General features: G+C 53.6%; 21 protein-coding genes and 1 tRNA gene. 7 read left to right on the forward strand and 15 right to left on the reverse strand.

The genetic code is table 11. The features are described from left to right. The first annotated feature begins 4 nt into the window (after positions 1–4). Positions 5–1,507, forward strand: a complete 1,503-nt coding sequence (gene dacB / locus ACQ4V8_RS11135) for a D-alanyl-D-alanine carboxypeptidase/D-alanyl-D-alanine endopeptidase (RefSeq protein WP_436571460.1) — start codon at positions 5–7, stop codon at positions 1,505–1,507. A 14-nt stretch (positions 1,508–1,521) separates the two neighbouring features. On the opposite strand, the gene ACQ4V8_RS11140 is transcribed toward dacB, so the two are convergent. Then, on the reverse strand, positions 1,522–1,659 hold the full coding sequence (locus ACQ4V8_RS11140) for a hypothetical protein (RefSeq protein WP_436571461.1): 138 nt from the start codon (positions 1,657–1,659) through the stop codon (positions 1,522–1,524). Between the two features lie 338 nt (positions 1,660–1,997). Between ACQ4V8_RS11140 and ACQ4V8_RS11145 the strand changes: the two genes are divergently transcribed. Both ACQ4V8_RS11145 and ACQ4V8_RS11150 read left to right on the forward strand, forming a co-directional pair. Further along, positions 1,998–2,615 carry a hypothetical protein gene (locus tag ACQ4V8_RS11145; RefSeq protein ID WP_142303250.1) on the forward strand — a complete coding sequence of 206 codons (618 nt, stop codon included), beginning with the start codon at positions 1,998–2,000 and terminating at the stop codon, positions 2,613–2,615. 272 nt (positions 2,616–2,887) lie between these two features. Then, entirely contained in the window at positions 2,888–3,868 is a 981-nt protein-coding gene (locus ACQ4V8_RS11150; RefSeq protein ID WP_436571462.1) for a site-specific integrase, read from the forward strand. 39 nt (positions 3,869–3,907) lie between these two features. On the opposite strand, the gene ACQ4V8_RS11155 is transcribed toward ACQ4V8_RS11150, so the two are convergent. From ACQ4V8_RS11155 to ACQ4V8_RS11205, 11 genes are all read right to left on the reverse strand, one after another. After that, positions 3,908–4,567 (reverse strand): hypothetical protein, encoded by a 660-nt coding sequence (locus tag ACQ4V8_RS11155; RefSeq protein WP_436571463.1) that lies wholly within the window; start codon positions 4,565–4,567, stop codon positions 3,908–3,910. Beyond that, positions 4,545–5,225, reverse strand: coding sequence for a hypothetical protein (locus ACQ4V8_RS11160; RefSeq protein WP_436571464.1), 681 nt, complete (start codon positions 5,223–5,225; stop codon positions 4,545–4,547). Before ACQ4V8_RS11160 ends, ACQ4V8_RS11155 begins: the two co-directional genes overlap by 23 nt. Continuing rightward, on the reverse strand, positions 5,222–5,947 hold the full coding sequence (locus ACQ4V8_RS11165) for a hypothetical protein (RefSeq protein ID WP_436571465.1): 726 nt from the start codon (positions 5,945–5,947) through the stop codon (positions 5,222–5,224). The genes ACQ4V8_RS11160 and ACQ4V8_RS11165 overlap by 4 nt, the downstream gene beginning before the upstream one ends. Positions 5,948–6,944: 997 nt before the next feature. Further along, positions 6,945–8,213 carry a type II secretion system protein GspD gene (locus ACQ4V8_RS11170; protein ID WP_436571466.1) on the reverse strand — a complete coding sequence of 423 codons (1,269 nt, stop codon included), beginning with the start codon at positions 8,211–8,213 and terminating at the stop codon, positions 6,945–6,947. Between the two features lie 3 nt (positions 8,214–8,216). Further along, positions 8,217–9,335, reverse strand: a complete 1,119-nt coding sequence (locus ACQ4V8_RS11175) for a zonular occludens toxin domain-containing protein (RefSeq protein ID WP_436571467.1) — start codon at positions 9,333–9,335, stop codon at positions 8,217–8,219. A gap of 116 nt (positions 9,336–9,451) precedes the next feature. Then, complete coding sequence (locus ACQ4V8_RS11180) at positions 9,452–9,739, reverse strand: DUF2523 family protein (RefSeq protein ID WP_436571468.1); 288 nt, start codon at positions 9,737–9,739, stop codon at positions 9,452–9,454. Positions 9,740–9,749: 10 nt separating this feature from the next. After that, complete coding sequence (locus ACQ4V8_RS11185) at positions 9,750–11,291, reverse strand: hypothetical protein (RefSeq protein WP_436571469.1); 1,542 nt, start codon at positions 11,289–11,291, stop codon at positions 9,750–9,752. Between the two features lie 450 nt (positions 11,292–11,741). After that, a complete protein-coding gene (locus ACQ4V8_RS11190) occupies positions 11,742–11,963 on the reverse strand; it encodes a hypothetical protein (protein WP_436571470.1) in 222 nt (73 codons plus the stop codon). A gap of 39 nt (positions 11,964–12,002) precedes the next feature. After that, on the reverse strand, positions 12,003–12,266 hold the full coding sequence (locus ACQ4V8_RS11195; RefSeq protein WP_436571471.1) for a hypothetical protein: 264 nt from the start codon (positions 12,264–12,266) through the stop codon (positions 12,003–12,005). Between the two features lie 192 nt (positions 12,267–12,458). Further along, positions 12,459–12,794, reverse strand: coding sequence for a hypothetical protein (locus ACQ4V8_RS11200; protein WP_436571472.1), 336 nt, complete (start codon positions 12,792–12,794; stop codon positions 12,459–12,461). Positions 12,795–12,823: 29 nt separating this feature from the next. Continuing rightward, entirely contained in the window at positions 12,824–14,239 is a 1,416-nt protein-coding gene (locus ACQ4V8_RS11205) for a replication initiation factor domain-containing protein (RefSeq protein ID WP_436571473.1), read from the reverse strand. A gap of 454 nt (positions 14,240–14,693) precedes the next feature. Here ACQ4V8_RS11205 and ACQ4V8_RS11210 point away from each other — a divergent pair, with 454 nt between their 5' ends. Further along, a complete protein-coding gene (locus tag ACQ4V8_RS11210; protein ID WP_436571474.1) occupies positions 14,694–15,260 on the forward strand; it encodes a hypothetical protein in 567 nt (188 codons plus the stop codon). 142 nt (positions 15,261–15,402) lie between these two features. Here the strand turns inward: ACQ4V8_RS11210 and ACQ4V8_RS11215 are convergent. Further along, a tRNA-Arg gene (locus ACQ4V8_RS11215) sits at positions 15,403–15,478 on the reverse strand. A gap of 199 nt (positions 15,479–15,677) precedes the next feature. On the opposite strand from ACQ4V8_RS11215, the gene ACQ4V8_RS11220 reads away from it, so the two are divergent. Then, the gene (locus ACQ4V8_RS11220) at positions 15,678–16,238 is read left to right on the forward strand and encodes a c-type cytochrome (protein WP_010393586.1); all 561 of its coding nucleotides are present in this window, start codon (positions 15,678–15,680) and stop codon (positions 16,236–16,238) included. A 137-nt stretch (positions 16,239–16,375) separates the two neighbouring features. On the opposite strand, the gene ACQ4V8_RS11225 is transcribed toward ACQ4V8_RS11220, so the two are convergent. Together ACQ4V8_RS11225 and ACQ4V8_RS11230 are read right to left on the reverse strand one after the other, a co-directional pair. Further along, on the reverse strand, positions 16,376–18,457 hold the full coding sequence (locus tag ACQ4V8_RS11225; protein ID WP_436571475.1) for a M13 family metallopeptidase: 2,082 nt from the start codon (positions 18,455–18,457) through the stop codon (positions 16,376–16,378). 183 nt (positions 18,458–18,640) lie between these two features. Further along, positions 18,641–20,734 (reverse strand): M13 family metallopeptidase, encoded by a 2,094-nt coding sequence (locus ACQ4V8_RS11230; protein ID WP_029496070.1) that lies wholly within the window; start codon positions 20,732–20,734, stop codon positions 18,641–18,643. A gap of 393 nt (positions 20,735–21,127) precedes the next feature. Here ACQ4V8_RS11230 and ACQ4V8_RS11235 point away from each other — a divergent pair, with 393 nt between their 5' ends. Beyond that, positions 21,128–22,582: a S41 family peptidase gene (locus ACQ4V8_RS11235; protein ID WP_010393595.1), complete on the forward strand. Its 1,455-nt coding sequence runs from the start codon at positions 21,128–21,130 to the stop codon at positions 22,580–22,582. A gap of 210 nt (positions 22,583–22,792) precedes the next feature. Next, positions 22,793–23,914, forward strand: a complete 1,122-nt coding sequence (locus tag ACQ4V8_RS11240; RefSeq protein ID WP_070346025.1) for a beta-ketoacyl-ACP synthase III — start codon at positions 22,793–22,795, stop codon at positions 23,912–23,914. The last annotated feature ends 88 nt before the right edge of the window (positions 23,915–24,002 follow it).

Below are 24,002 nucleotides of genomic sequence, written 5' to 3' on the forward strand. Positions count from 1 at the left end.
CGCCATGATTCGTCCCCTCCTCATCGCCGCCTTGCTCACGGGTATCGGCCTGTCCCATGCACAGGCGCAATTGCCCGAATCCGTCAGCCTGCTGCTGCGCAGCGCGAATATTCCCGAAGACGCCATCGGCGCCATTGTCTTGCGTGGCAACACCAGCGTGCTGTCGCATGGGGCCGAACGCAGCATGCAGCCCGCATCCACCATGAAGCTGGTGACGACGGCCGTGGGCCTGGAGCAACTGGGCCCCATCTTCCGCGGCCGCACGGAGCTGCGCACCAGCGCCGACGTCATCAATGGCGTGCTGAAGGGCGACCTGATCCTGCGCGGCGGCGCCGACACGGATTTCAATGCGGACGCACTGACACACATGCTGCAAACCCTGCGCAATCAGGGCATCGTGAAAATCAAGGGCGATCTGATTCTCGACCGCCAGCTCTTCCAGCCAGCCCGGCCCGATGTTGGCGCGCAGCCGTTCGACGAGTCGGCCGAGTTCCGCTACAACGTCATCCCCGATGCCTTGTTACTCAATACCAATTTGCTCGATATCAGCATGAGCTCGACGGACCGGCAATTGAGCATCCTCATGCAGCCGCCGCTTGAGAATGTCAGCATCAGCAGCGACATGAAACTGATCAAGGCCAGCTGCGCCCGGTGGGAAGATGGCTGGCGCCCACCCGAATACCGGCGCGATACAAGCGGCAAGTTGCAAGTGATACTGCACGGCAGCTTCCCGCAAAACTGCAGCAAGGCCACCAGCATCAATGTGCTCGACCGCAACGATTATGCGGACAGGCTATTTCGCGCCACCTGGAAACGCCTGGGTGGCACGCTCACGGGTACGGTGCGCGAAGCGCCGTATACGGGCTTGCCGCCGACGGCCGAACCGGTCGGCACGCGCATACTGGCCGATCATGTGTCACGCGCCTTGCCAGAGGTCTTGCGCGACATCAACAAGACCTCCGACAACACCCTGGCCCGCACCCTGTTCCTGAGCCTAGGCAGCTTGCAAAGCGATGGCTGGCTGGGCAGCCGTCCCGTCGCCCTGGCGGCGCCGGAAGACACCGCCAACCGGGCGCGGCTAGTCATCGAGCAATGGTTCCAGCGGCACCATATCGACACCCAGGGCATGCTGGTCGACAACGGTTCCGGCTTGTCACGCACGGGACGCATTACGCCAGCGCAACTGGCCGGCGTGCTGCAAGCGATGCAGCAAAGTGCGTGGGCGCCCGAATTCCAGTCCAGCCTGCCCATCGTCGCGCTGGACGGCACCATGCGCAAGCGCCTGTTGAACAGCCCGGCCGCCGCGCGCGCGCGCATCAAGACGGGCACATTAAAAAATGTGGTGGCCATCGCCGGCTATGTGCCCGATGCCAACAATCAACTGTGCGTGGTGGTCGCCATGATCAATAGCGACCTGGTGGGCAACGGCAATGGCCGCGCAGCCGTCGATGCATTGATCGAGTGGGTCGCCAGTAGCGGCACCACGCCGGTGGTGACGGGCCAATAAGCGGGCGCAGCGGCCTAGTTTCGCGGCGTACGTGCTGCGCTGGAAAAGGCCAGGCGCAGCACGTACGCGGCAACGGTACTGAACAGCAAGATCGTCACCAGCGAAGCTTCCACACCGACGGCGCCGCCGGTCAGCATGGCATTGCGCAGCAAACCGCCCGTCCCCTTGTCTCAAAGTCGGTTTTAGTTTCGCAATCAATGACTTCACCCGACACTGTGTGAACGCTGCACTTCACAGGCCGAAGTCTTCTCCCTTCACTGCCGTTCATCACAGGCAAGATGTACAAGCCATACGACTTATTTTCCAGCACATCAATCAATGTCCGGTTGTCATACCCATTCCCCGAAATGATCTTGTAAGGAAACGCAATCAGCCAGCCCACTTCAGTTTTCATTTTTGGAATTTTACAAGGATGAACATTGCCTAATAGACACATACCTACTACCCGGATACACTGAACCGCCGATAAAAAACTTAAAAAAAAGAAAACATGAATCCAGAACCGTTCCGTAAAAGCCCTATGTGCATCGTTTTGATGGTTGCCGTTGCCGTTCTTGGCATCGCTACTGTCACCCTCGCAGTTCTGTACGGTCAGGCAAGCCAAAACCTCGAAGCGCAAAAAGCAACCGTAGCCACGCTACAGATGGACATTGCCAAGGAAGCGTCTCACGCTGCCGAGTTGAAATCAGACCTCAATGCTGCCCGTACTACCGCAGAAACGCTTGCCACCAAGTCGGCACAGTTGAAGTCGGAAGTGGAAAGCAAAGAGCAAGACCTAGCAGCAGAGAAGGCCAAGACAGAATCGACACAAGCCGCACTGGAACAAGAAAAGGCAAAGCTGCCTGCTGTCCCGGTACGCATCCAAATGCGACCTTCCGCAATGGGCCGTGGACTCGTTGCCATGTTCACCAACACATCAGCACGCCACCTGTCGCTACTCATGGCTACCAGCAACCCAACCACCCAAGCCGTCAAGCAGCTATCGTTGCAAGTCGCTCCGGGCGCAAAGGTTGAAATCGGCTTTCGTGAAGGTGTTCAATTTGCATCGGGCGATCAAGTAATGCTGCGCAGTGCAGGGTACGAGGATTTGCACTACACGGTGCAGTAAATGCTCGTTTGAAGCTGCTTACTTATCGCTTACTTATCGCTTGCTTGGAAAGTCCATGAGCAACTCAACGCCAAGTAAACATCGGAAATTTCGATGCGAATCGTTGATTTTATTGAAGATTTTTGGTGCGGCTGGCGGGGATCGAACCCACGACCCTTGGCTTCGGAGGCCAAAATTAGCACTAGCATCCATGGGCCATAGCGATATATTTCACCTTTATTGGCACAATTTTGGCACACTGTTGCCTCATTTCAATGCTGCCAACAAACACAATGCCCACCATCCGTAAAAAAGGCGAAGGCCAGTACCACGTACAAATTCGCAAGCGCGGCTACCCTACTCAAACCAAGACATTTACCAAAGAGGCAGACGCCAGGCGCTGGGCAACCATCATCGAGTCAGAGATGGAGCGCGGTGTATTTGTATCTCGTAGCGAGGCCGAGGCGACACTCGTCAAAGACGTTCTACAACGATTCGCTACCGAAATACTACCGACCAAGCGTAGTGAGCAATCGGACAAATCGCGTATTAAAACATTGATAGAGGCATTTGGAGATTACCGTCTGGCGAGCCTGAGCTCGACACAGGTCGCAAGGTTTCGCGACCAACGTTTGAAGGTCGTCGGGCCACAATCCGTGATTCACGAAATCAATCTACTGAACCGGGCTCTTAAAACCGCCACCATGGACTGGGGTATCGCTCTACCTGGTGGATTACCAACTGCCCAGGTACGCAAGCCAGTTAAGCCCCGAGGACGTGATCGTAGAGTGACGGAAGAGGAAATTACCAATATTCTGAAAGTCACAGGTTCGGCCGAGTTGCGAACGATTGTTACACTAGCTGTAGAAACAGGTATGCGTCGAAGTGAGTTGGCTGCAATGACCTGGGAGGAAGTTGACCTAAAAAAACAAACAGCCCACTTACCAAAAACAAAGACGGATGTACCTCGCACGGTTCCCCTGTCGAAAGCTGCCATCTGGGCGCTCAAGGACTTCGGTGCAAAAAAGGAGGGAAGGGTCTTCGCCCTACAAGCTGAGTCTATGAGCCAAGCATTTGAACGAGCTTGCGAGCCTCACAGAGCCAATATCGTTAATGTACGATTCCACGATTTACGCCACGAAGCAACCAGCCGTTTTTTTGAAAAAGGATTAAACGTGATGGAAGTGGCCTCAATAACCGGACACAAGACCTTGGAAATGCTAAAACGTTATACGCACTTACGAGCAGAGGATTTAGCAAAAAAATTAAAGTAGGAAATGGTCGATCATTATTCGATATCCCAACTCATCAAACTAAAGGGCAAGTGCACCCAATTCGCGCATTTTCCCTAGCACTAACACCCCAAGGTCTATAGCACTATCAAACTGGATAGGAGTTCCTCTATTTACACTAGCAGCACCAGCAACTTCTTCGGGCCGATATCGTGCCGCGATTCCGAGAAACTGTGATTGATTCTCAATATACTCTCGAGATGCTTTTGTGGCCAAATGAGAAAGAATAATTTTCTGCCATTCAACATCATCCTCGCGCCGATATGAAGTCGCTGTATCAATTAGAGTGTAACCTTGGTCTTCAAATATAGAGAGAACGAAAGTGGCGCAAGTAAGCCCTCCATCCTCATCAGACGCTGCGTACGCACCACGATTATTAAAATGCCTACTACTAGAGTAATTAACGCCATAAGGCACTTTATGGCCATTAATCTCCCAGATCGTCTCGAACCACAAGGCTAACGCCTGCTGCTCTTCAACATCGAAACCGTCCATAGGCAACCAACAATATCTATCCTTAATTTCCTCTAAATGAAGTTCGTAGTGAAAACCGAGGTGCAGTATAAGTGGAACATTTTTCAAATCCGTTCTAAAAAACACACCTAAATGGCGCTGTGTTTCGGATCCAGTTATCGCAATCGCGATATAGCGCGGTTCACTAAACGGAATTTCTCTTTGCAAGTAAAGGTCGACCATTGTTGTTATATAAACCGCGTAATAGGTGAGATGAAGATTGACCTTTTATTTCAAGAGAAAATGCTACTTTTGCCAGACAATTTTGCCAAGCCTTTAATTGGGTCCGTATCCGAAACGTACTCCTCAACACTCCAACTGCTGTCATGCGTCTCACTCTTGTCGGATCAAACTCTTTAAGCAAATCATCAACAAAATTTAAATCACCTTTGGCAAAAGATGATTCTATTGAGAAATACAATGCTTTCAGTGCCTTCGCATCTTCTCCACTTGAAGACTGAGCATAAACTTGAAGCAAAGTAGATTTTACATCCGTTTTTGAGAGACAATAATTAAAAGTATACCTATTCGTTGAGCCTGATGATTTGATTGAATGCCGAATATTAGCATAGTAGTGTTCTATACCAAACGAATCATAGCTATCATCTTTTCTCAATACCCCCCCACCCAATTTACAATGAGGATCAGACCCTACGTGCAGCGAATCTTGGAGCAGGACTACCATAGCTCTCGTGGATTCCTTTGCTGAAGATGGAGAACTTACCAACTCCCAAAAATCGTCAAAGCTATCCAATTCTTCCGAATATGACATTGAGCTATCTGTTGTGTCATTACTCAAAATTGACTTAGCAAATCCGTGTCTCATGGCTGATCACCTTGTGCAGAAATAGCTTTCGCATATTCAACAAAATTTGCAACATCATCAGAAAGGAACGGCGCATCCGGGCTGAACAAAGTTACGTCAGAATTATTTATATCAAGTTCTAACCTATTAGCAATCAGTGCCTGCATAACATTCGGGGAAGAATTACCAATGGCAATGAAATGAGCTGCAATAACTGACCATTTACTAATTCTATTTATATTTATATTTCTGTTAGAATTTGCAGATAACGGCCGATTTATTTGATAGAAAAAGTCACGCGAATTCTTATCAATCTTTATTGAAGGCAAATAAGTAGAGAGGACCGAATAGGCAGCCTCTTGGTTTTCCGCTGGACGCAACAATACTGCGCCGAACCCCACACGGCGGATGCTCGTCCTTTGAGCATCAGTTAAAGACGCTTGAATACGCTCAACAAAAGGAGCCACCACATCAACGAATTTTCCAGCGTTAGGTAGCTCAAAATCCACTTCTTTCGGCTGCAAAAAGATGTCTATACGATCCGGTTGAAGTGACGATATTAGCTTCAATCCGTTCCACTCTCCCTCCTCAACCAGATGAAGACTAGCCGGTTTGTCGGTACGGCTGTCGCATTCTTTTCCGGCAATATTACTCCACATGCCAGTCCAAGTGGGACGACTTATAGTGTCAAAGAAGAACGAAAAACGTAGATTTTCGACTTGCCAGACATCATTTAGCTGCATTTAAATTCCTTAATTTAGACCTATTGCTTGCGCCACAAAGTATCTCGACCAGCAAACCACCCACAAGTGGGGATTTCTATAGGCGAGTATCCCCCGTGGAGATAGTAGTGTCAATTGTAAAAATGAAAAGAAAGTGATATGAAAAAGACACTTTTAATAGGAACTTTCAACTGTTCGACTACCGAGAACACATTGCTCTACGGCACCAATAAAGACCCTATCTTGACATCAAGAGCCACGGCTACCTGTCTTGTATCGTCCAATGCTGACTGCAAACATGCATCAATACTATCGCCTTCCGAAACGAGCCGTTCAAGGTCATGAATACGATCAACCAATGCGTATCGCAACTGATCTAGCTGTTCGTCATTCGCAAAAAAACTACCTCATGAGTCAACATAATACCTCCAAAAATTTAGCGGATAAAGTTTGTGCTCTCCGTTCCAGCCAGTGTCTTGATGCGTGTCACCTCCATCACTACCACCTGCTGAGACTTGCGTCGGCTTCTGCTGCTTGAAAGAGAAAACGGTATAAACGAAAGGCCAGATGCAGGTTCAACCAACCTTGAGCCTCACTACCAAGCGCTCTAGCCGAAGGGATTTCGCCTGGGTGAACAGGACGCATACCGTTCTTGAACATGATGAACTCCGTTTCTGCTATTGAGCCACGCCCCTGAGCATACGGAGCTCCAAACTTACGACAACAACCGGCCGGCATCGTCGCTGGCCGGGACGACAGGCCAAAACGCTCCTACATGCCACCGTCAGGCAAAAGGGTTCCGCTTCGCTCCAGCCCTAGCGAGCCTCTAATGCCCTTTTTACAGACCTCAGCTAGCAAAGCGAGCTAACCCGTAAAAACAAAAATCTGGGTCAAACCTTGAAATGAGAGCCTACAATCCGCTACGATGGCCGTGCTACACCACGCGCGCCTCTTGAGACAACGTGGATTTGGTGAGGTATTCGAGGTTTGACCCATAAAAAACCAGCAATTTTAGCGGCTAAAATTTTCGGCCAAGGTCGTCCGTCGCGTCAATGCGTGTTACCTCCATCACAAGCACGAGTTGGGACTTGCGCACGCTTCGGCTCTTTGCAAGCGCGAACGGTAAGAACGACAGGCCAGAACGAGAATCATCCTCCTTCATATCGTCCAGGCCGGCAATCACAACCACTTCACCGTCCCGCACAGTCAACGATGTACGTAGCTCACGCTTGTTCAAGGTAGGCTGAGAGTTACCGTCAATATTGACGAAAGACGACACCTGCTGAAACAGATCAATGTCTACTCCCTGATCCCTCACAACAGGTGAAATCTCAAGTATCGTCCCCGACTCTATACGGTCGTATGACTGCTGAGTAGAACCGTTCTGGTGCGTCATGATAGCCCCCAAAATTGAGACCTGTGATCCCGACACGAAACGAGCAGTCTTGCCTGACCGCACACGCTGATATGGTGATGTGACGACCTTGAAGCGACCGTCAGATTTTAGCGCCGAGGCAACCAGGTCAATCGAACTGGTCTTCAGGCGGAGCAAATTCTCTAAGGTATTTGTACCAATTCCTACTTGAATCTTGCCGCCTAAAGCGGAGAGCACCAGACCAAGTGCAGACGCATCGCTGTCATTGCTACCAACCTCGTACATATACGCTTTGATGACAACCTCGCCCAATGGTACATCAACCTGCGGAAGCATCTTGGCGAGCAATTTAATTTCCGCTTTTGAGCCGGAGAAAACAAGCATATCGCTCTCGCGGTCTATCGATGCCGCCGCCGATCCAGGAGGACTGAATGCCTGTGGCGACTTTTCCCCCTCTGTAGCGCGGATGGTTCGCCGTGCGGTGAACTGGCCCTTGACCAGTGGTGAAAGCAGATCCACAAGATACGAACCGCCCCGATGCTGAGGTCGATACACAAAAATCTCCGGGTCCTCTATCGATACCTCCCTGGCCAATTTCTTGGCAACGAAATCAACGCCGTTGCGACGAACAACCTCCAGACCGAGAGAATCGAGGAAGGACTTGATAAACAGACGTAATTCGCCCTTGGCACTATCGTACCGAAATGACACATTGCGCTGATCAGATAACACTTCCGGGTCAATCACGTAAGCTTCTTTAAGGGCTTCGGCGTAAATGAGCTGCACGGCCTGCGCCACGTTCAAGCTGCGAAAGTCGAAGCTCGTATTGTCGGGTGGCTCCGGCACTGTACTCACTCTCGCAAAGGAAGCACCAGAAATTCCGAACAACAAAAATATGAGTAGCTTCTTCATTTCTTACCTCACACCGCTATTAGGTGCGGAAAGAAAGCTGCCTACCTTCGGCAATGGGGCACCAGACCAAACCGTTACCTTGGCGCCATCCACTTCGCCCATACGCACCATGCCTTCGTTGTGGAACACGGATGGCGATTCCACACGGACCGCGCCGGCGCTATTAACCAAGACGACCCAACTCTTGCCGTTGGAATTAAGCACACCAGTGATTCGCCAAACCTCGCTGAAGGCCACTGAACGGCCCGCCACGCTCCCCACAGGCAGTAAGCGTTGAGAAGCATCAGGCCCAGACGGAATGCCAACAGCGTGCGTTTTCGTGGGACTCGCTGCAACTGAAGGAACAGCAACCGGATTGAAAAACTTTAGGACGTTATAAAAGCAAAGTCCACCACCAACGACTAGCAACGCCATCATGCCCCACAGCTTTTTACCAGCGAAGATGTTCATGCGCTTGTCAGCATTAACCATGACACCTTGCGCACCGCCCTTGAAACTTGAATACAGAGGAAACACCTCCTTACGGTACTTACGAACCCAGCTCCCAACTTGTGAAGTTCGCGACTGCTTGTAGCCCTCCCACATGGTTAGACTGTACGTGTTCCCCAAACCCAGAGCGACTTTCTTATGAGTCCGGAAATTGAACGCCACCACTGCCTTGACGAAACGATGCAGATTGCTCATGTCCTGAATCATCAATACCAGGTCACATGCAACGTTAGTTTTCTCATTGGTGAAATGGCCATGTTCAAGGAAAAAAGACTTATGGTTTTTGTGTAGTTTGCAGTCAGTCGCCCCCCAGAAGCGCCATGCTTCGTCTATGCAGACCAAGTCGCCAGGCCTTACCAAAGTATCGGTGTGCGATCCCTTATGGTCATCGTAATAAGGGAAGAATTCCGAATCGAAGACCTGACTATTGTCCACGTGAACAATACAGCCATACAGCTCTGGATCGTCATGTGGGCAACTCTGCGCGAGGTATTCGAGAATTCTTTCTTCAGAAATTCCATCTACATTTGTCACGACACGGCGGCCAGATCTCACTGCCGGAACGATGACCTCTGACACCACCTCATAACTCTTACCTGATCGCATCAACCCCGTATAGACATTAATTGGCATGTAGCACCACACAGGTAAGCAAGCACGTCGCCATGAGAGTGATGCATTGGGAGGCCAAGACCTGAGCACTTACGAACAGACCCGCCCGCAGCTCGACACAAGAGAAATTCATAGCATTATCCGATCACTGGCAAGCGGCGAATGATGAAGCGTGTCACCCACGCCGACAGCAAAATAGGGATGCCTGCAGACACATTGAAAAGGTCTAAAAAATACCAAACGCTGGAAGGAATCCCCCCGAGCGCTCCATCCAGAGCAGCGCCATCCGGGAGCATCGGGGAAAGCACCTCGATAAATTCCGTCACGATAAAAAATAGCGCGAAAAACACGACGAACTTGATAAGCACTGAGCGGAACACAAAGCCCAACAGCGCATTGACGGCAGAGAAGAGAATCGCGTACATATCCCTGCCCTTATGCGCCAAGAATGATGAACAGGCCGGCAACACCCCAAACGAATGCCATCACCGCCGACAAGGTTGGTTTCACCGAGTCAAGCACCTGACAATGCGTGTCCATGACCACGCTTTGTGCGAACACATCAAAGGTTGGCTTTGGGCACTCGGAGGCATGTGACGGCACTACGAAAGTCCGCAGCGAAGGAAAGAGATCGATTAGCGGCTTCAGAATCGCACTGGCAGTGGGCGTGCTCTCAAGTGTTGGCGTAGGTATCAGTGGATCGGGACCGAAATCTACCTTCACCGTATTGATTACATTTACATCGCCAGTAGTAGGCGTCGGGGACGGTCCTGGAACTGGATTCGGGTTTGGAATCGGATTGGGGCCAGGTGATGTGGTTGGATAAATGGTCGGCGATATGGGCACTAAATTTGTACCAGGATTATTTGCCGGAACCAACATGTCACCAATCGTCGGTATAGACGCCGGATTATCATTCACCCATGGCGCGACATCCACTGCAGTAACGGGTTGCGTATAGGAGTATGGCAGGCCCGTATAACCTGGTTGTGCTGCGGCACTTTGCCACGCCTTATCGGCCAACTTCGCCAAGGTGTCTTGGGACAAGCGCGATGACTTGACGGAGGCCGGCATACTTGAGGCGGCAATAAACAAGTTGTCGTACCAGGTCGGCCCTATGTCGCCAATAACTTGTCCAACAGCATTATATGTATTGACACGAGAATATGGCGTTGAATATAGCGGATCGCCCCCAGATTGCCCTTCTCGAATCTGTATTGTGACCTGTGAGCCGCCTACGCTATTGTAGACCTGCTCGACACTCACGAGATCCCATGTGTAAATGACACCTGGTCGTATAGTTACAATCGGCTTCGTCAGAAATGTATACCATCGCGCATAGTCATTGATATTAGGGGTGAACAATATTGTTTTAGCACCATATGAGTCCGCATAATACTTAAAGCCCGCAGTAGTTGGCATGAGTGGCAGTGCATAGCATGACTCATTGGTATAGCAATTAGTTGGATTCCGATAGATAGGTGCGCCAGCGGCAAGGGCGCGTTGCCACATTTGCGTCTGATCAACAACTACGGGAGCTAAGTATTTTTCAGCTTCTACAGCAGGCTGATCAACTCGCAATTTATTGCCAGAACCCACGCTTTCAATCGAAATTCGGCTGTTGCCCGCAATAATCGCAGCGCCAACACCAAGTACCGCCAGCCCACCCGCAATGGTCAACCACACCGGCGCCCCTGCGATTCCCAAGCCAACGCCAGCAATTGTGGATGCCACGTTAACAGCTGTCATCGAGCTACCAACCCCCGCAAGCGTTGCAGCAATACGCGGATCATTGGCCGCAAATCCGCGCGCGATAGCTGCCCTCGTAATCACTCCAGCCACAGCACGATTCACTACAAAGTTAGCGACCGGCACGGGCAGGGCCTGGGCGTTTACTTGCTGGTGCCCCAGCATGCATAGAATCGAAAAAATCAGCACCACTTTTTTTACTAGCAGCAAGTACAAAATTTTCTTCATAACGTAGCCTTAAGGTAGCGAAAAGTCGTCCGAAGTAGCCAAACGACACTTACAGGCAGGCCACAAAACAGGAAGACTGAAAACAGCACACCTGCCAGGACTTTTCCTTGAACAAATGCCCAATGCAAAGGTAGAAGCACGCCCAATATCCATGGATCGCTCCACCTGCTCATACAGAATTCCGACGAAGCGCAGTACGCTACCGATGACAAGTAACCTACGACCAGTAGGGGCAACGCTACATCACAAAAAAAAGTTTCCATCGCACTACTCCTTCAAACCTTCGATGACAGCCCACGCGGATACGAGGCCCCAGACGAACACACCGAAATACCAGAGCTGGTTAATAGTCATCGTGCAAAATCTAAACGAAACATAGTTGTCCCCAAAAATAAAGAGGGAGCCGAGCAGCTCCCCCTAACTACCTACTGCAATCTGTAAAAAACGTGATTAGCCGCGCAGCATCGACAAGCCAATGCGAGCGCCCTTGACCGCTACGTACACAACTGCCAGCAGACCGGCAATCGCCATAATTGCAGTGGTCACAGTGCCGAAATCGACAGCGCCAGTCAGGCCGCTCATATCTGGACCACCTGCAGCCTGTGCCGAAGCCATCGCCGACATACCCAAAGCGCCAGTAAAAGCCAAACCACGTTGAATGTTCTTGTTCATTTAAAACTCCTTAAAAACCCGGAAACTGCCGGGGCAGTATTACAAACTTCGAATTGCGTTAAGAATGGTTCCAGCCGATTTGCTCACCAGGTATAGCGCCACGACAAAAGTGAAGGCCATGGACCAAATACCTGCTGCATACGCATAGTCGAAAGGAGCGTTTTGTGCCTCCATACCTGCTGCCTGTGAAGCGTCAACCACATACCCCTGCATCGTCATTAATCCCATGCCTTCAGGACACGGCGCCTGTGAAGACGCTGCAGCTCCACAAATTAAAATGGTTTGAATTGATCCGGTCGCCATTGCTCCTCCTTCTGAAGCACCTGTGTCACGAAATATCCTTCGTGGCAATTCAATGCGGCCGTGTCGACAGCTTCGGAAAAACCATCAAATCGTCCGGCCTCATGCGCCCAGGGAGTGAAGCCCACATCCCCTTCGCAAGGCATTAAGAACAATGCCGATTCCTTGTCTTGGACGATGAACTTGACTTCCGGCCTATGCGGCCACATTTTTGACACCCTGGCCGGAAGGCTTTGCAGGCTCGATCGGCTTCAATGCATGAATGATGGTTTTTTGCGTTTTCCCATTCGTGACAATTTCCATGTCAGCGATGGCCATGAAGGGAAAAGCATCGGCAAGGTGTTTGTATTTCTGGTACTCCTCCGCCTTGCCCAGCCCGTACTCGGCGCATGCCGTCCCCATAGCAGTGTCTTTACTGCTGTCCAGCTCCGTTTCGACAAACACTTTCGTGCTATCGAACGCCTGGCCGTTGTCCATCGTGCCTTTGGAGAACTTCATACCTGTTACTTTGATGGTTGAGCTAAATTTCATTTTTTATCCTAGATTTTTTTTGATACGACCTACAGACGAGCCCGTTCCCCATTGAGGCCAAAAAATGGGGGGCTTATTGGAAATTGAGTAAAGTCTGGAACGACTGGTTTAATCTGTTTGTGGATGGGGACGGGACCCGAATCGTGAAAACTCAAAAAGGGTTTGAGACGCTTAGGAAAGGCCTCTTCATCCGCATTGGTGATCAGCGCGAGCGTTTCTTGGTCGCCATAAGTGGCACGAAACACACGGATATATTTACCGAACTGTCTCTTCGTAATTTCCACAGAATCATCCATCGTTATGTGTAGTGCACGCGCTTTAACCTCCATGCGTGCTGGAGTATCGGTTTTCGCAAATGCGGAAAATCCCGGATACGCGCCGACGAAGAATTTCCCCGGATTCAGCAAAACTTCAGGATTAATGACTGTGTTGGTATTTTTAAATTCCACCTCACATCGGCACCACGAAGACTCCTTGTCCCCTTCCTTTTTGCCCTTCTCATAGAAACGACAAAATTTGCTGGAGGAGCGCTGACCAATTGTCAAGGTACGTCCCTTGCCGCTCGGTCGATCCCAGTTGCCAAGCTTTTGAATTTCCGGCGGACGCCCCCCTTGCCTAAAACTAAAATTCCCTTCTTTCCACTGCTGATACGCCCAATCAACAGACAAGTAAGATCCGTCAAAGTCATCATGCGCGAGATCGATACGTGAAATAGATGGACGCACCGCTACCGTGGTCAAAAACTCATACATCCGTCGCTCCCAACCAATGGTGGCGCTAGCACAGCCCTGCCCAGAGAGCATGATCAACATGGTTCTGTTTTGCTTTCCAAAGCAAACAAATCCCATACCGTCCCCCAACACCCATGAGTCAGCATAAAAGTTCAATTTCTGCCCCCGATGCGTGGTAACGCCAAAACCGAAAATTTTCTCTAGTTGTCGACTTGCTTCTTCCACATACTCATCATCAGTAATTAGGGTTCGCCCTGCTGTGTTTGACCATGTATCTTCCGAAACAGTGCAATTAATCCAATCTATTACGCAACATTGAGCTGCTGAGGGAACGCGGACAAGCAATGTCTTGGTTTCGCCTTTACCGGTCAACACCAGCTTCACATCTCCAAAATCTTCGTCGCAAACACTCTCCCAATATTCAGACTTGGCGCCTACTAGGTTTTCCTCCATGTTATTAAGGGAGCAACATTCTGTGGCGCTCACATGTGCGATTTGCGGCACTTTCCTAGCCTTTTCGGCCTCAACGCCGATCCGTTCCGGCAGTGCGGTAGCGCTGGCGGTACGGTCGGCGCTGGCGGCCGACAGTTTGCCGACACTGTAAATTTGCGATTTGACGGATCGAGCCTGGGTGGAGCACCCGGATGCTTCTGCATAGGGGCTGAATGCCTCCTTATGGCGGCTTTTAATAAGGGAATTGCGTACTGGTCTCATGCGTGTACCTCTGTTTTCCTAGGACGACCACGACGCTTAGGTTCGTTTGACGCCAGAAGAGATAGTGGCGAGGACACATTCGGGTGAGTTTCAACGCAAGCGGCAAGCCAGGTGCTTACATCTTCAGCGCGCCAAAGCAGTCGTCGGGAACCAGGGAGTTTGCATCTAGGGGGAAGAGCCGACGGGTTTCTGCACACGTCACTGCGGATGGAAGGAACCGTTTTCCTGAGCAAAGTTGCAATTTGCGAGACGTCCAACAACTCAATCATCTGGTGCTTTCTAGCTCGGCAGTGACAATCACCGCCACAAGACTCATAATCGGCAAGAATCGATGGCCACAAAGCCAACGGTACGCAAAAAACCACCTTCTTGCCGTACTTTTCATAATTATGCCGTATTTACGGCATAAGTGTCATAGTATCGGCAGTGTTTCCTAACGTCAAGCAAAACTGATATGAAAAAATTCTTGTTTGAAGTAATGCCGATTCATGCACGGTTGAAAGGAATCATCGTTGCTGAGACGGACGAAGCTGGGCGCTTTGGATGGCTCCAGAAGAAAAGCGGTATCTCGCGGAATACCTGGCAGACTTGGTGGGATAAGGACGACGCACCGCCGAGCGGGAAAATGATTGAAGCGGCAGGTAGACTATGGCCTCACTACGCGTTTTGGCTGGCAACGGGTATCACTGACAGCGAGTACGGCCATACCTTCCCGAAGACACTGCCAAATTCGACAACCTGGCCAGAAGATGGCGTCGCCCGTGCCGCTAGTGCGAAAGAATACTTGGCACACTGCGTGATGATGCAAGACAAAATGGCCGGCACAAGCAGCGCCTACGACAACCAGAAGGAATGGGAGCGTGATTGGGAAAGGCTGGACGCGCTTTCATGGGATCGGGAAATTAGCATCTACTCAAACAGAGTAATTTTTGAGAGCTACGAGAATCGAATCAGAGCGCAGTCGGCCAAGGTGAATCCCTGGATGCCAGATGAAGGCGACGGTATACATCCCGATAGCTAAATCAGTATGCCAACTCATTGTAGTTAATAGCCCACAAAGCTTGGCACAATATTGGCACACTCACTGTGCCAATTTCTGCAAAATACCGCATCAATATGCAATATTGCGCACTGTTTAACTCATTGAATTTATTGAAAAATCTTGGTGCGGCTGGCGGGGATCGAACCCACGACCCTTGGCTTCGGAGGCCAATACTCTATCCACTGAGCTACAGCCGCGTAGGGGGAATTTCTGAAGTGAAGCGAAGGATACCGTTTTTCTTTACCTACGTCTACGGAAACTGTCGTATCGCCGGCAATTGCATGTCACTGCTCAATTTTTGTGCCTATAATTATGGGATACATAAAGGTTTACATACAAGCATGTAAAAATGCTACCTTACACGGCCATCAGTTTCAAATCTGGACTAAGGACATCATGAGCGACGCACATAACGAACAACAATCAGCGATCAAAACGCCTAAACAGTTGCTTGCCGCCGTAGCAGGCTTCTTCCTCATCACCGTCATCGGCATCATCTTGCTGGTGCAGTTCGTCACGGCGCAAAAACTGACGGGCGCCGGTACGGACAGCCAGTCGCCGGAAGCCATTGCCGAGCGTTTGAGTCCAGTGGCTAATGCGGGCTTTACCTTCAAGGATGCCAGCGGTCCGAAGGTGCTGCAAGGCGGCGAAGCCGTCTACACGGCGACCTGCGTGGCGTGCCATGGCGCTGGCGTGGCCGGTGCACCGAAGTTTGGCGATGCGGGCGGTTGGTCGGTTCGCCTCGCCCAAGGCTACGATACGCTCGTGAAACACGCGATCGAAGGCTTGCGCGCGATGCCTGCCAAGGGCGGCAATCCGGACCTCGACGATGTGGAAGTGGCGCGCGCCGTGGTCTACCTGGCCAACGCGTCGGGCGGCAAGTTCAAGGAACCGGAAGTGCCGGCACCGGCAGCAGCAGCCGATGGCGCCGCTCCTGCAGCCGAGCCTGCCAAATAATTGAGCCAGTGCGCTGAACCAAGAACCGCCCATCTGGGCGGTTTTTTTTCGCCCGCAGTTTATGGCAGATCACACGACGTAAAAAAACCGCCCGGCTTGCGCGGGGCGGCTGGCAACTGATGCCTGGGACTAGCGTCTTACCACATGATGACGCGGTCTTTCGGTGGCAAATACATCTTGTCGCCCGGTTTTACGTCGAAGGCTTGGTAGAAGCCGGGCTGGTTGCGCATGGTACCATTGGCGCGGAACTGGCCTGGCGAGTGCGGGTCCGTTTTCAGCAAGACCAGTTGCTGCGCTTCGCGCATCTTCATGCGCCATACCTGGGCAAAGCCCGCATAGAAGCGCTGCTCGCCCGTGAAACCGTCGATGACGGGGGCTTTCTTGCCATTGAGCGACAATTTGTACGCTTTATAGGCGATCGCCACGCCGGAATTGTCGGCGATGTTTTCGCCTAGGGTCAGTTCGCCATTGACGAATTGGCCCTTGACGGGGCTGAAGCTGTTGTACTGCGCCACCAACTGCTTGGTTTTCTTGGCGAAGTTTTTATGGTCGGCCTTGGTCCACCAGTCGCGCAGGTTGCCATCGCCATCGTACTGAGCGCCCTGGTCGTCGAAGCCGTGGCTGATTTCGTGGCCGATCACGCCGCCGATGGCGCCATAGTTGACGGCATCGTCGGCGTTGGCGTCAAAAAACGGCGCTTGCAGGATGGCGGCCGGGAAGACGATTTCGTTCAGCTCAGGGTTGTAATAGGCGTTCACGGTTTGCGGCGTCATGCCCCACTCGTCGCGGTCGATAGGCTGGCCCAGCTTGTTCAATTCGCGGTTATAGTTGAGCAGATGCGAACGCTGGATATTGCCGATCAAATCATCCGGCGCCACCGTCAGGCCCGAGTAATCGCGCCATTTGTTCGGATAGCCGATCTTGGTAGTGAACTTGGCCAGCTTGATCTGCGCCTGTTTCTTGGTGACCGGGCTCATCCAGTCGAGCTGATCAATGCTTTGCTTGTAAGCCGTCATCAGGTTTTTCACCAGCGCTTCCATGCGCACTTTGCGTTCGGCCGGGAAATATTGCTCCACGTACAGCTGGCCCACGGCTTCGCCCAACGCACCTTCGACGGCGCCCACGCCACGTTTCCAACGCGGACGCATTTCCGTCACCCCCGTCAGGGTAGTGCCGTAGAACGCGAAGTTTTCATCGACATAAGCTTTCGGCAGGTAGCCAGCGTTGGCATGCAGCAAATGCCATTGGAAATACGCTTTCCACGTCTGCAGCGGCGTCTTGTTGGCGATCTCGGCGAAGCCTTTCAGATAGCTGGGCTGGCTGACGATCACATAATTTACCTTGCCGGCGATGCCAGTTTCCTTCAGGTAGCGAGCCCAGTCGTAGCCTGGCGCCATGGCGGCCAGTTTCGCCAGCTCGACCTTGTTGTAGTTCTTGACGGGATCGCGGTTCTGCACATTGCTCCATTGCGCCTTGGCCAAGTCCGTTTCCAGCGCCACAATGGCTTTCGCATTCGCGGCAGCGTTCGCGTCGCCGGACAAGCTGAGCATTTTTTCCACGTGCGCCAGGTATTTCGCGCGCGTATCGGCCTTGCCCTCTTCCAGGTAATAATCGCGGTCAGGCAAGCCCAGGCCGCTTTGCACGATGTCAGCCACGTATTTGGTGGAATCCTTGGCGTCCTGGTGGATGCCAAAGTCGTACGGCGAGGTCACGCCCAGCTTGCTGAAGTGGGCTATCACGGCCGGCAATTCGGCCTTATCCTGGAGCGCGGCGATCTTCGCCAGCTCGGCGTTCAATGGCGTCAAGCCCAGGCTTTCCAGCTTGGCTTCGTCCATGAAGCTGGTATAGAAATCACCGATTTTCTGGGCATTCGACCCGGCCGCGCGGGCCTTGTCGGCAGCCGCGCCTTCGACGATGCCGCGCAACTGGGTTTGCGTATCGTCGGCCAGCTTGGCAAAGCTGCCCCAGCTCGACTTGTCGGCAGGAATCACGGTTTCCGCCAGCCATTTCCCATTCAAATGCTGGAACAGATCGTCCTGCACGCGCACGGCAGGGTCGACATATTCGATGGCGATGCCGGACGTCAGCGCCGCCGGCGCGGCAGCCTTGGCGGTGACAGGCGCCGCAGCGGCTTTCTTGGCGGCATCGGCAGCGCCAGCCATGCCGGACACGCCGGCCAGCAAACTCAGGGTCAGTGCACTTAACAAATAACGATTCACGGTAATCCTCAATATTGTATTGTGTGGAAATATTAGGGTCAGAATGCCCGAGGCTTCTGGCCCGGTTTTTGACTGTAGCATACCAGCCGAAACGCCAGAAAAAACTTTGTCCAAAATACAAAAAAGACCACGCGAGGTGGTCTCTTCTGTTGCTACGAGATTACGTTTTCATCACGGCAGGGCTTACCAGATGATGACGCGGTTTTCCGGGGCGACATACATCTTGTCGCCCGGTTTCACGTCAAACGCTTCATAGAAGCCTGGCTGGTTGACCATGGTGCCATTGGCGCGGTACTGGCCCGGCGAATGGGGATCGGTCTTGATCTGCACGATTTGCTGCGCTTCGCGCATCTTGCTGCGCCATACCTGGCCAAAGCCCATGTAGAAACGCTGATCGCCCGTCAAGCCATCGAGCACGGGTGCCGGCTTGCCGCCCAGCGAAATCTTGTAGGCTTTGTACGCGATCGCCACACCCGAGTTGTCGGCGATGTTCTCGCCCAGGGTCAGCGCGCCATTGACGTGGTAGCCAGGCAATGGGCTATAGCCGTCGTATTGCTTGGTGAGCGCATCGGCCTTGGCCGAAAAATTCTTGCGGTCGGCCGCAGTCCACCAATCGCGCAGATTGCCATCGCCATCGGACTGGCTACCCTTGTCGTCGAAACCGTGGCTGATTTCATGGCCGATGACGGCGCCGATGGCGCCATAGTTGACCGCATCGTCGGCGTTGGCGTCAAAGAACGGCGGCTGCAGGATGGATGCAGGGAAGACGATTTCATTCATCGTCGAGCTGTAATAGGCGTTCACCGTTTGCGGCGTCATGCCCCACTCTTCGCGGTCGATCGGCTTGCCGAGCTTGGCTACCTGGCGCGCCGAAGCGAAGTTCGCTGCACGCATCATGTTACCCACCAAGTCACCGTGCACGATTTGCAGCCTCGAATAATCACGCCATTGGTTCGGATAGCCGATCTTCGGCGTAAACTTGGCCAGCTTGGCTTGCGCTTCTTTCTTGGTCTCCGGGCTCATCCAGTCCAGCGTGTCGATACTGTCTTTGTAGGCCGCCAACACGTTTTTCACCAGTTCCTGCATGCGCGCCTTGCGCTCTGCCGGGAAATATTGCGCCACATACAGTTTGCCTACGGCTTCGCCCAGTACGACTTCAACAGCGCCCACGCCACGCTTCCAGCGCGGCTGGTTTTCCGTCGTGCCGCTGAGCACCGTGCCATAGAAGGCAAAGCTTTCATCGACGAAGTTTTTCGACAGATAGCTGGCGTAGCTACGCAGCAATTGCCATTCGAAATAGGCTTTCAGGGTATCCAGGTCGCTTGACGCCAGCACCTTGTTGTAGCCGGCCAGGTAGCTCGGCTGGTTGACGATGACGTAATCAACCTTGTTGGCGATACCCTGGGCGGCCAGGCCTGCTTTCAAGTCGTAGCCGGGAGTGAGGTCGTTCAGCTTGCTGATGTCGGTCTTGTTGTAGCGTTTGACGGGGTCGCGGTTCTCGACCTTGGTCCATTGCGCTGCCGCCAGCGATGTTTCCAGGGCCACCACAGCCTTGGCGCGCGCGGCGGCGTTCTTGTCGCCGGCCATGGCCAGCATTTTTTCCACGTGCGCCTGGTATTTCTCTTTGACGCCAGCCTGCTTGGCTTCCAGATAATAGTCGCGGTCGGGCATGCCCAAGCCGCTTTGGCTCACATACGCTGCATATTTCGTCGAGGCACGGGCGTCCTGGCCCACATACACGGCGTAGGGCGTCGACACACCCACCTGGCTCAGGTGCGCGATCAGGGCGGGCACGCCCTTCTTGTCGCGCAGCGAGCGAATACGGTTCAGTTCGCCTGCCAGCGGCTTCGTGCCCAGCGCATCGAGGCGGGCTTCATCCATGTAGCTGGCGTACAAGTCGCCGATTTTCTGCGCTTCGGAACCGGCCTTCTTGTGCTTGTCCTGTTGCGTCGACTCGATGATGCCACGCAACTGTGGCGTAGTGTCATCGCGCAGCTTGGCGAACGAACCCCAGCTCGACTTGTCTGCAGGGATCTCGGCCGTGGCCAGCCACTTGCCATTCAAATGGGTGAAGAAATCGTCCTGCACTCTGATGGCTGGGTCGATGTATTGCACATCGATGCCGGAAACGACACCAGCGGCGGCAGGCGCGGAAGGTGCGACACTGGGCGCCACGGTCGGTGCCGACACGGACGATGCGGCCGATGCCGGTTCGGCGGCATGGGCAAACGCAGCCAACAGGCTCAGGGTTAGACTGCTCAAGAGATAGCGATTCACGGATTGTCCTTATGGGGCATGTCAAAAAGACCGGGCAGATAGCTGCGGGCGGATAGCCCACCGCGCCAGGCACTGCAGGAATGTAGCACGCGGGCAGGACATTTGACCATCCTTGCCCCGCGCACTGCCCCCAAAGAGTTGCCGGCTTTTACCCTTCGCTTGCTGCCACAGGACGGTTTGATTCGCTTTGCACTGCAACGCCGTCCTGAAACATCGGCGACAAAAGTACAATGTATGGCGAGCTGAGTCCCATTTTTACGCCTAAAGTGGTGTCAGCCGAGCTTTTTCCACGGCCGAGCCACGCCGCCAGAGATTCAGGTCTATACTTTCACCAAGAAGCGCTGCTCCACGGGGACTGGCGCTTGTGCAAGACACGCTAGCTGCAAAGGTGCAATGATGGGCAAACTCAAAAATACCGGCTTGATCGGCCTGGGCGTGGTGGCCGGCGTCGCCGTGTCGCTGCAATTTTCAGCCATGGCACAAAAAACCGTCGAGCCGCCCCTGCCGCTGGCAGAGCTGCGCCAACTGGCCGATGTGTTTGGCATGATCAAGTCCGACTACGTCGAGCCGGTGGAAGACAAGAAACTGCTGGAAGACGCCATTGCCGGCATGGTCGCCTCGCTCGACCCCCATTCCGCCTACCTGGACAAGAAAGCCTATGCCGAGCTGCGCGAAGGTTCCGAAGGCAAGTTTGTCGGCCTGGGCATTGAAATTAGCCTGAGCGAAGACGGCTATATCAAGATCGTCTCGCCCATCGAGGACAGCCCCGCCTACCGCGCCGGCATCAAGGCCGGCGACCTGATCACCCGCCTCGATGGCCAGCCGGTGAAAGGCGTCAGCCTGGACGACAACGTCAAGCGCATGCGCGGCGAACCGGGCACCAAGGTCTCGCTGACGATTGCCCGCAAGGATGCACCGCAACCTTTGGCCTTCACCATCACGCGCGAGGAAATCCATCAAAAAAGCGTGAAGTCGAAAATGATAGAGCCCGGCTACGCCTGGCTGCGCGTGTCGCAATTCCAGGAACCGACCGTCGACGACATGGCCGCGCAGATCACCGCCCTGTACCGGCAAGATCCGCAGATCAAGGGCATGGTGCTCGACCTGCGCAACGATCCGGGCGGCGTGCTGCAGGGCGCCATCGGCGTCTCGGCCGCCTTCCTGCCGAAGGACGCGGCCATCGTCTCGACGCATGGCCAGCTGCCCGATTCAAAGCAGGTGTTTTACGGCCGCGCCGAATACTATAGCTTCCGCTCGGAAGGCGATGCGCTGGCAAAATTGCCGGCAGCTATCAAGAAAGTGCCGCTGGTGGTGCTGGTCAACACGGGTTCGGCCTCGGCCTCGGAAATCGTCGCCGGTGCGCTGCAAGACTACCAGCGCGCCACCATTATCGGCACGCCAACCTTCGGCAAGGGTTCGGTGCAAACCGTCCGCCAGTTGACCGCCGACACCGCCGTCAAGCTGACGACCGCCCGCTACTACACGCCGAACGGCCGCTCGATCCAGGCCAAGGGCATCGTGCCCGACTTGCTGGTAGATGAGAATGTGGACGGCGACGGCTTGAACGGCTTACGCATCCGCGAAGCGGACCTGAGCAAGCACCTGAGCAACGACCGCGGCCAAGGCAGTGCCAACAACGGCGCCAAGGCCGCCCCCGTCAACGACGAGATGGAAGAGCAATTGCGCATCATCGCCCTGGAAAAAACCCGCAAGCCGCTGGAATTTGGCAGCCAGGACGATTTCCAGCTGCGTCAGGCGCTGAACCACTTGAAGGGTTTGCCGGTGCAACTGACCAAGGCCGAACCGGTGGTGGTGCAAGCCAACGTCAAGAAAGAACAGAAAAAATAGGCAGTTTGGGGGCAGACCCGCCGGGACTCGGCGTCCCTGTCTGCCCCCATCACACGCCGCCCCCCGGCCACTGTCCACGCGACAAAAAACCATCTTCCGCCACACTTCCTGCTCTGCCGCAACACGAAACTCTCTACAGTCGAGTCTGTTTGTGTAAAATTTGCTCCACTTATCGGCAGCGCGTCGATTGCCAAATTTGAAAGTTTAATTATGAAACAAGTCGTCATCAGCGGTACCGGACTGTATACGCCGCCATTTTCGATCTCCAACGAAGAACTGGTCACCTGCTTCAATGCCTACGCAGAAAAATTCAATGCCGATCACGCCGAGGCGATCGCCGTGGGTACGGTGACGGCGATCGAGCTGTCGAGCGTGGCCTTCATCGAAAAGGCGTCTGGCATCAAGTCGCGCTTCGTGATGGAAAAGGCCGGCATTCTCGATCCGGCACGCATGGTTTCGCGCATTGCGGAGCGAGGCGATGACGAACTGTCCTTACAAGCCGAGATGGCCGTGACTGCCGCGCGTGACGCCTTGGCGCGCGCCGGCCGCACACCGGCCGACATCGACATGGTGCTGGTGGCCTGCAGCAATATGCAGCGCGCCTATCCAGCCATGGCGGTGGAAGTGCAGGATGCGCTGGGCATCGATGGCTATGGTTTTGACATGAACGTGGCGTGCTCGTCCGCCACCTTCGGCATCCAGCAAGCTGCCGCTGCCGTGCAAAGCGGCCAGGCGCGCGCCGTGCTGGTCTTGAATCCCGAAATCACCAGCGGCCACCTGAACTGGCGCGACCGCGACAGTCATTTCATTTTCGGCGACGCCTGCACCGCCATCATCGTCGAAGCCAAAGACACGGCCGTGTCGCAGCAGCAGTTCGAAATCATCGGCATGGAACTCAAAACGCGCTTTTCGAATGCCATCCGCAATAATTTTGGCTTCCTCAATCGTTTTGACGAATCCGGCATGGGCAAGGCCGATAAGCTGTTCCGCCAGCAAGGCCGCAAAGTCTTCAAGGAAGTATGTCCAATGGCAGCCGAGATGATCAAGGCGACCCTGGCCAAGGCCGGCGTGGAAGTGGCGCAAGTGAGCCGCTACTGGCTGCACCAGGCCAACCTGAACATGAACCTGCTGATCGCGCGCTTGATCCTGGGCCGCGACGCGCAAGAAAACGAAGCGCCCGTGATCCTCGACACCTACGCCAACACCTCGTCAGCCGGTTCCATCATCGCCTTCCATAAATACCAGGATGATATGGCGGCGGGTGCCACAGGCGTGATCTGCTCGTTTGGCGCCGGCTATTCGATTGGCTGTGTGGTCGTGCGCAAGGTATAAGCGCGGCGCAGTGGCGGTGCCTGATTACATCAATTAGGCGAAGATGACGGTCGATGGCATGCGTTAGCGACTGGACGGACGAAGATGG

The organism is Janthinobacterium paucivorans, from assembly GCF_051380805.1.
GTDB lineage: Bacteria > Pseudomonadota > Gammaproteobacteria > Burkholderiales > Burkholderiaceae_D > Janthinobacterium > Janthinobacterium lividum_D.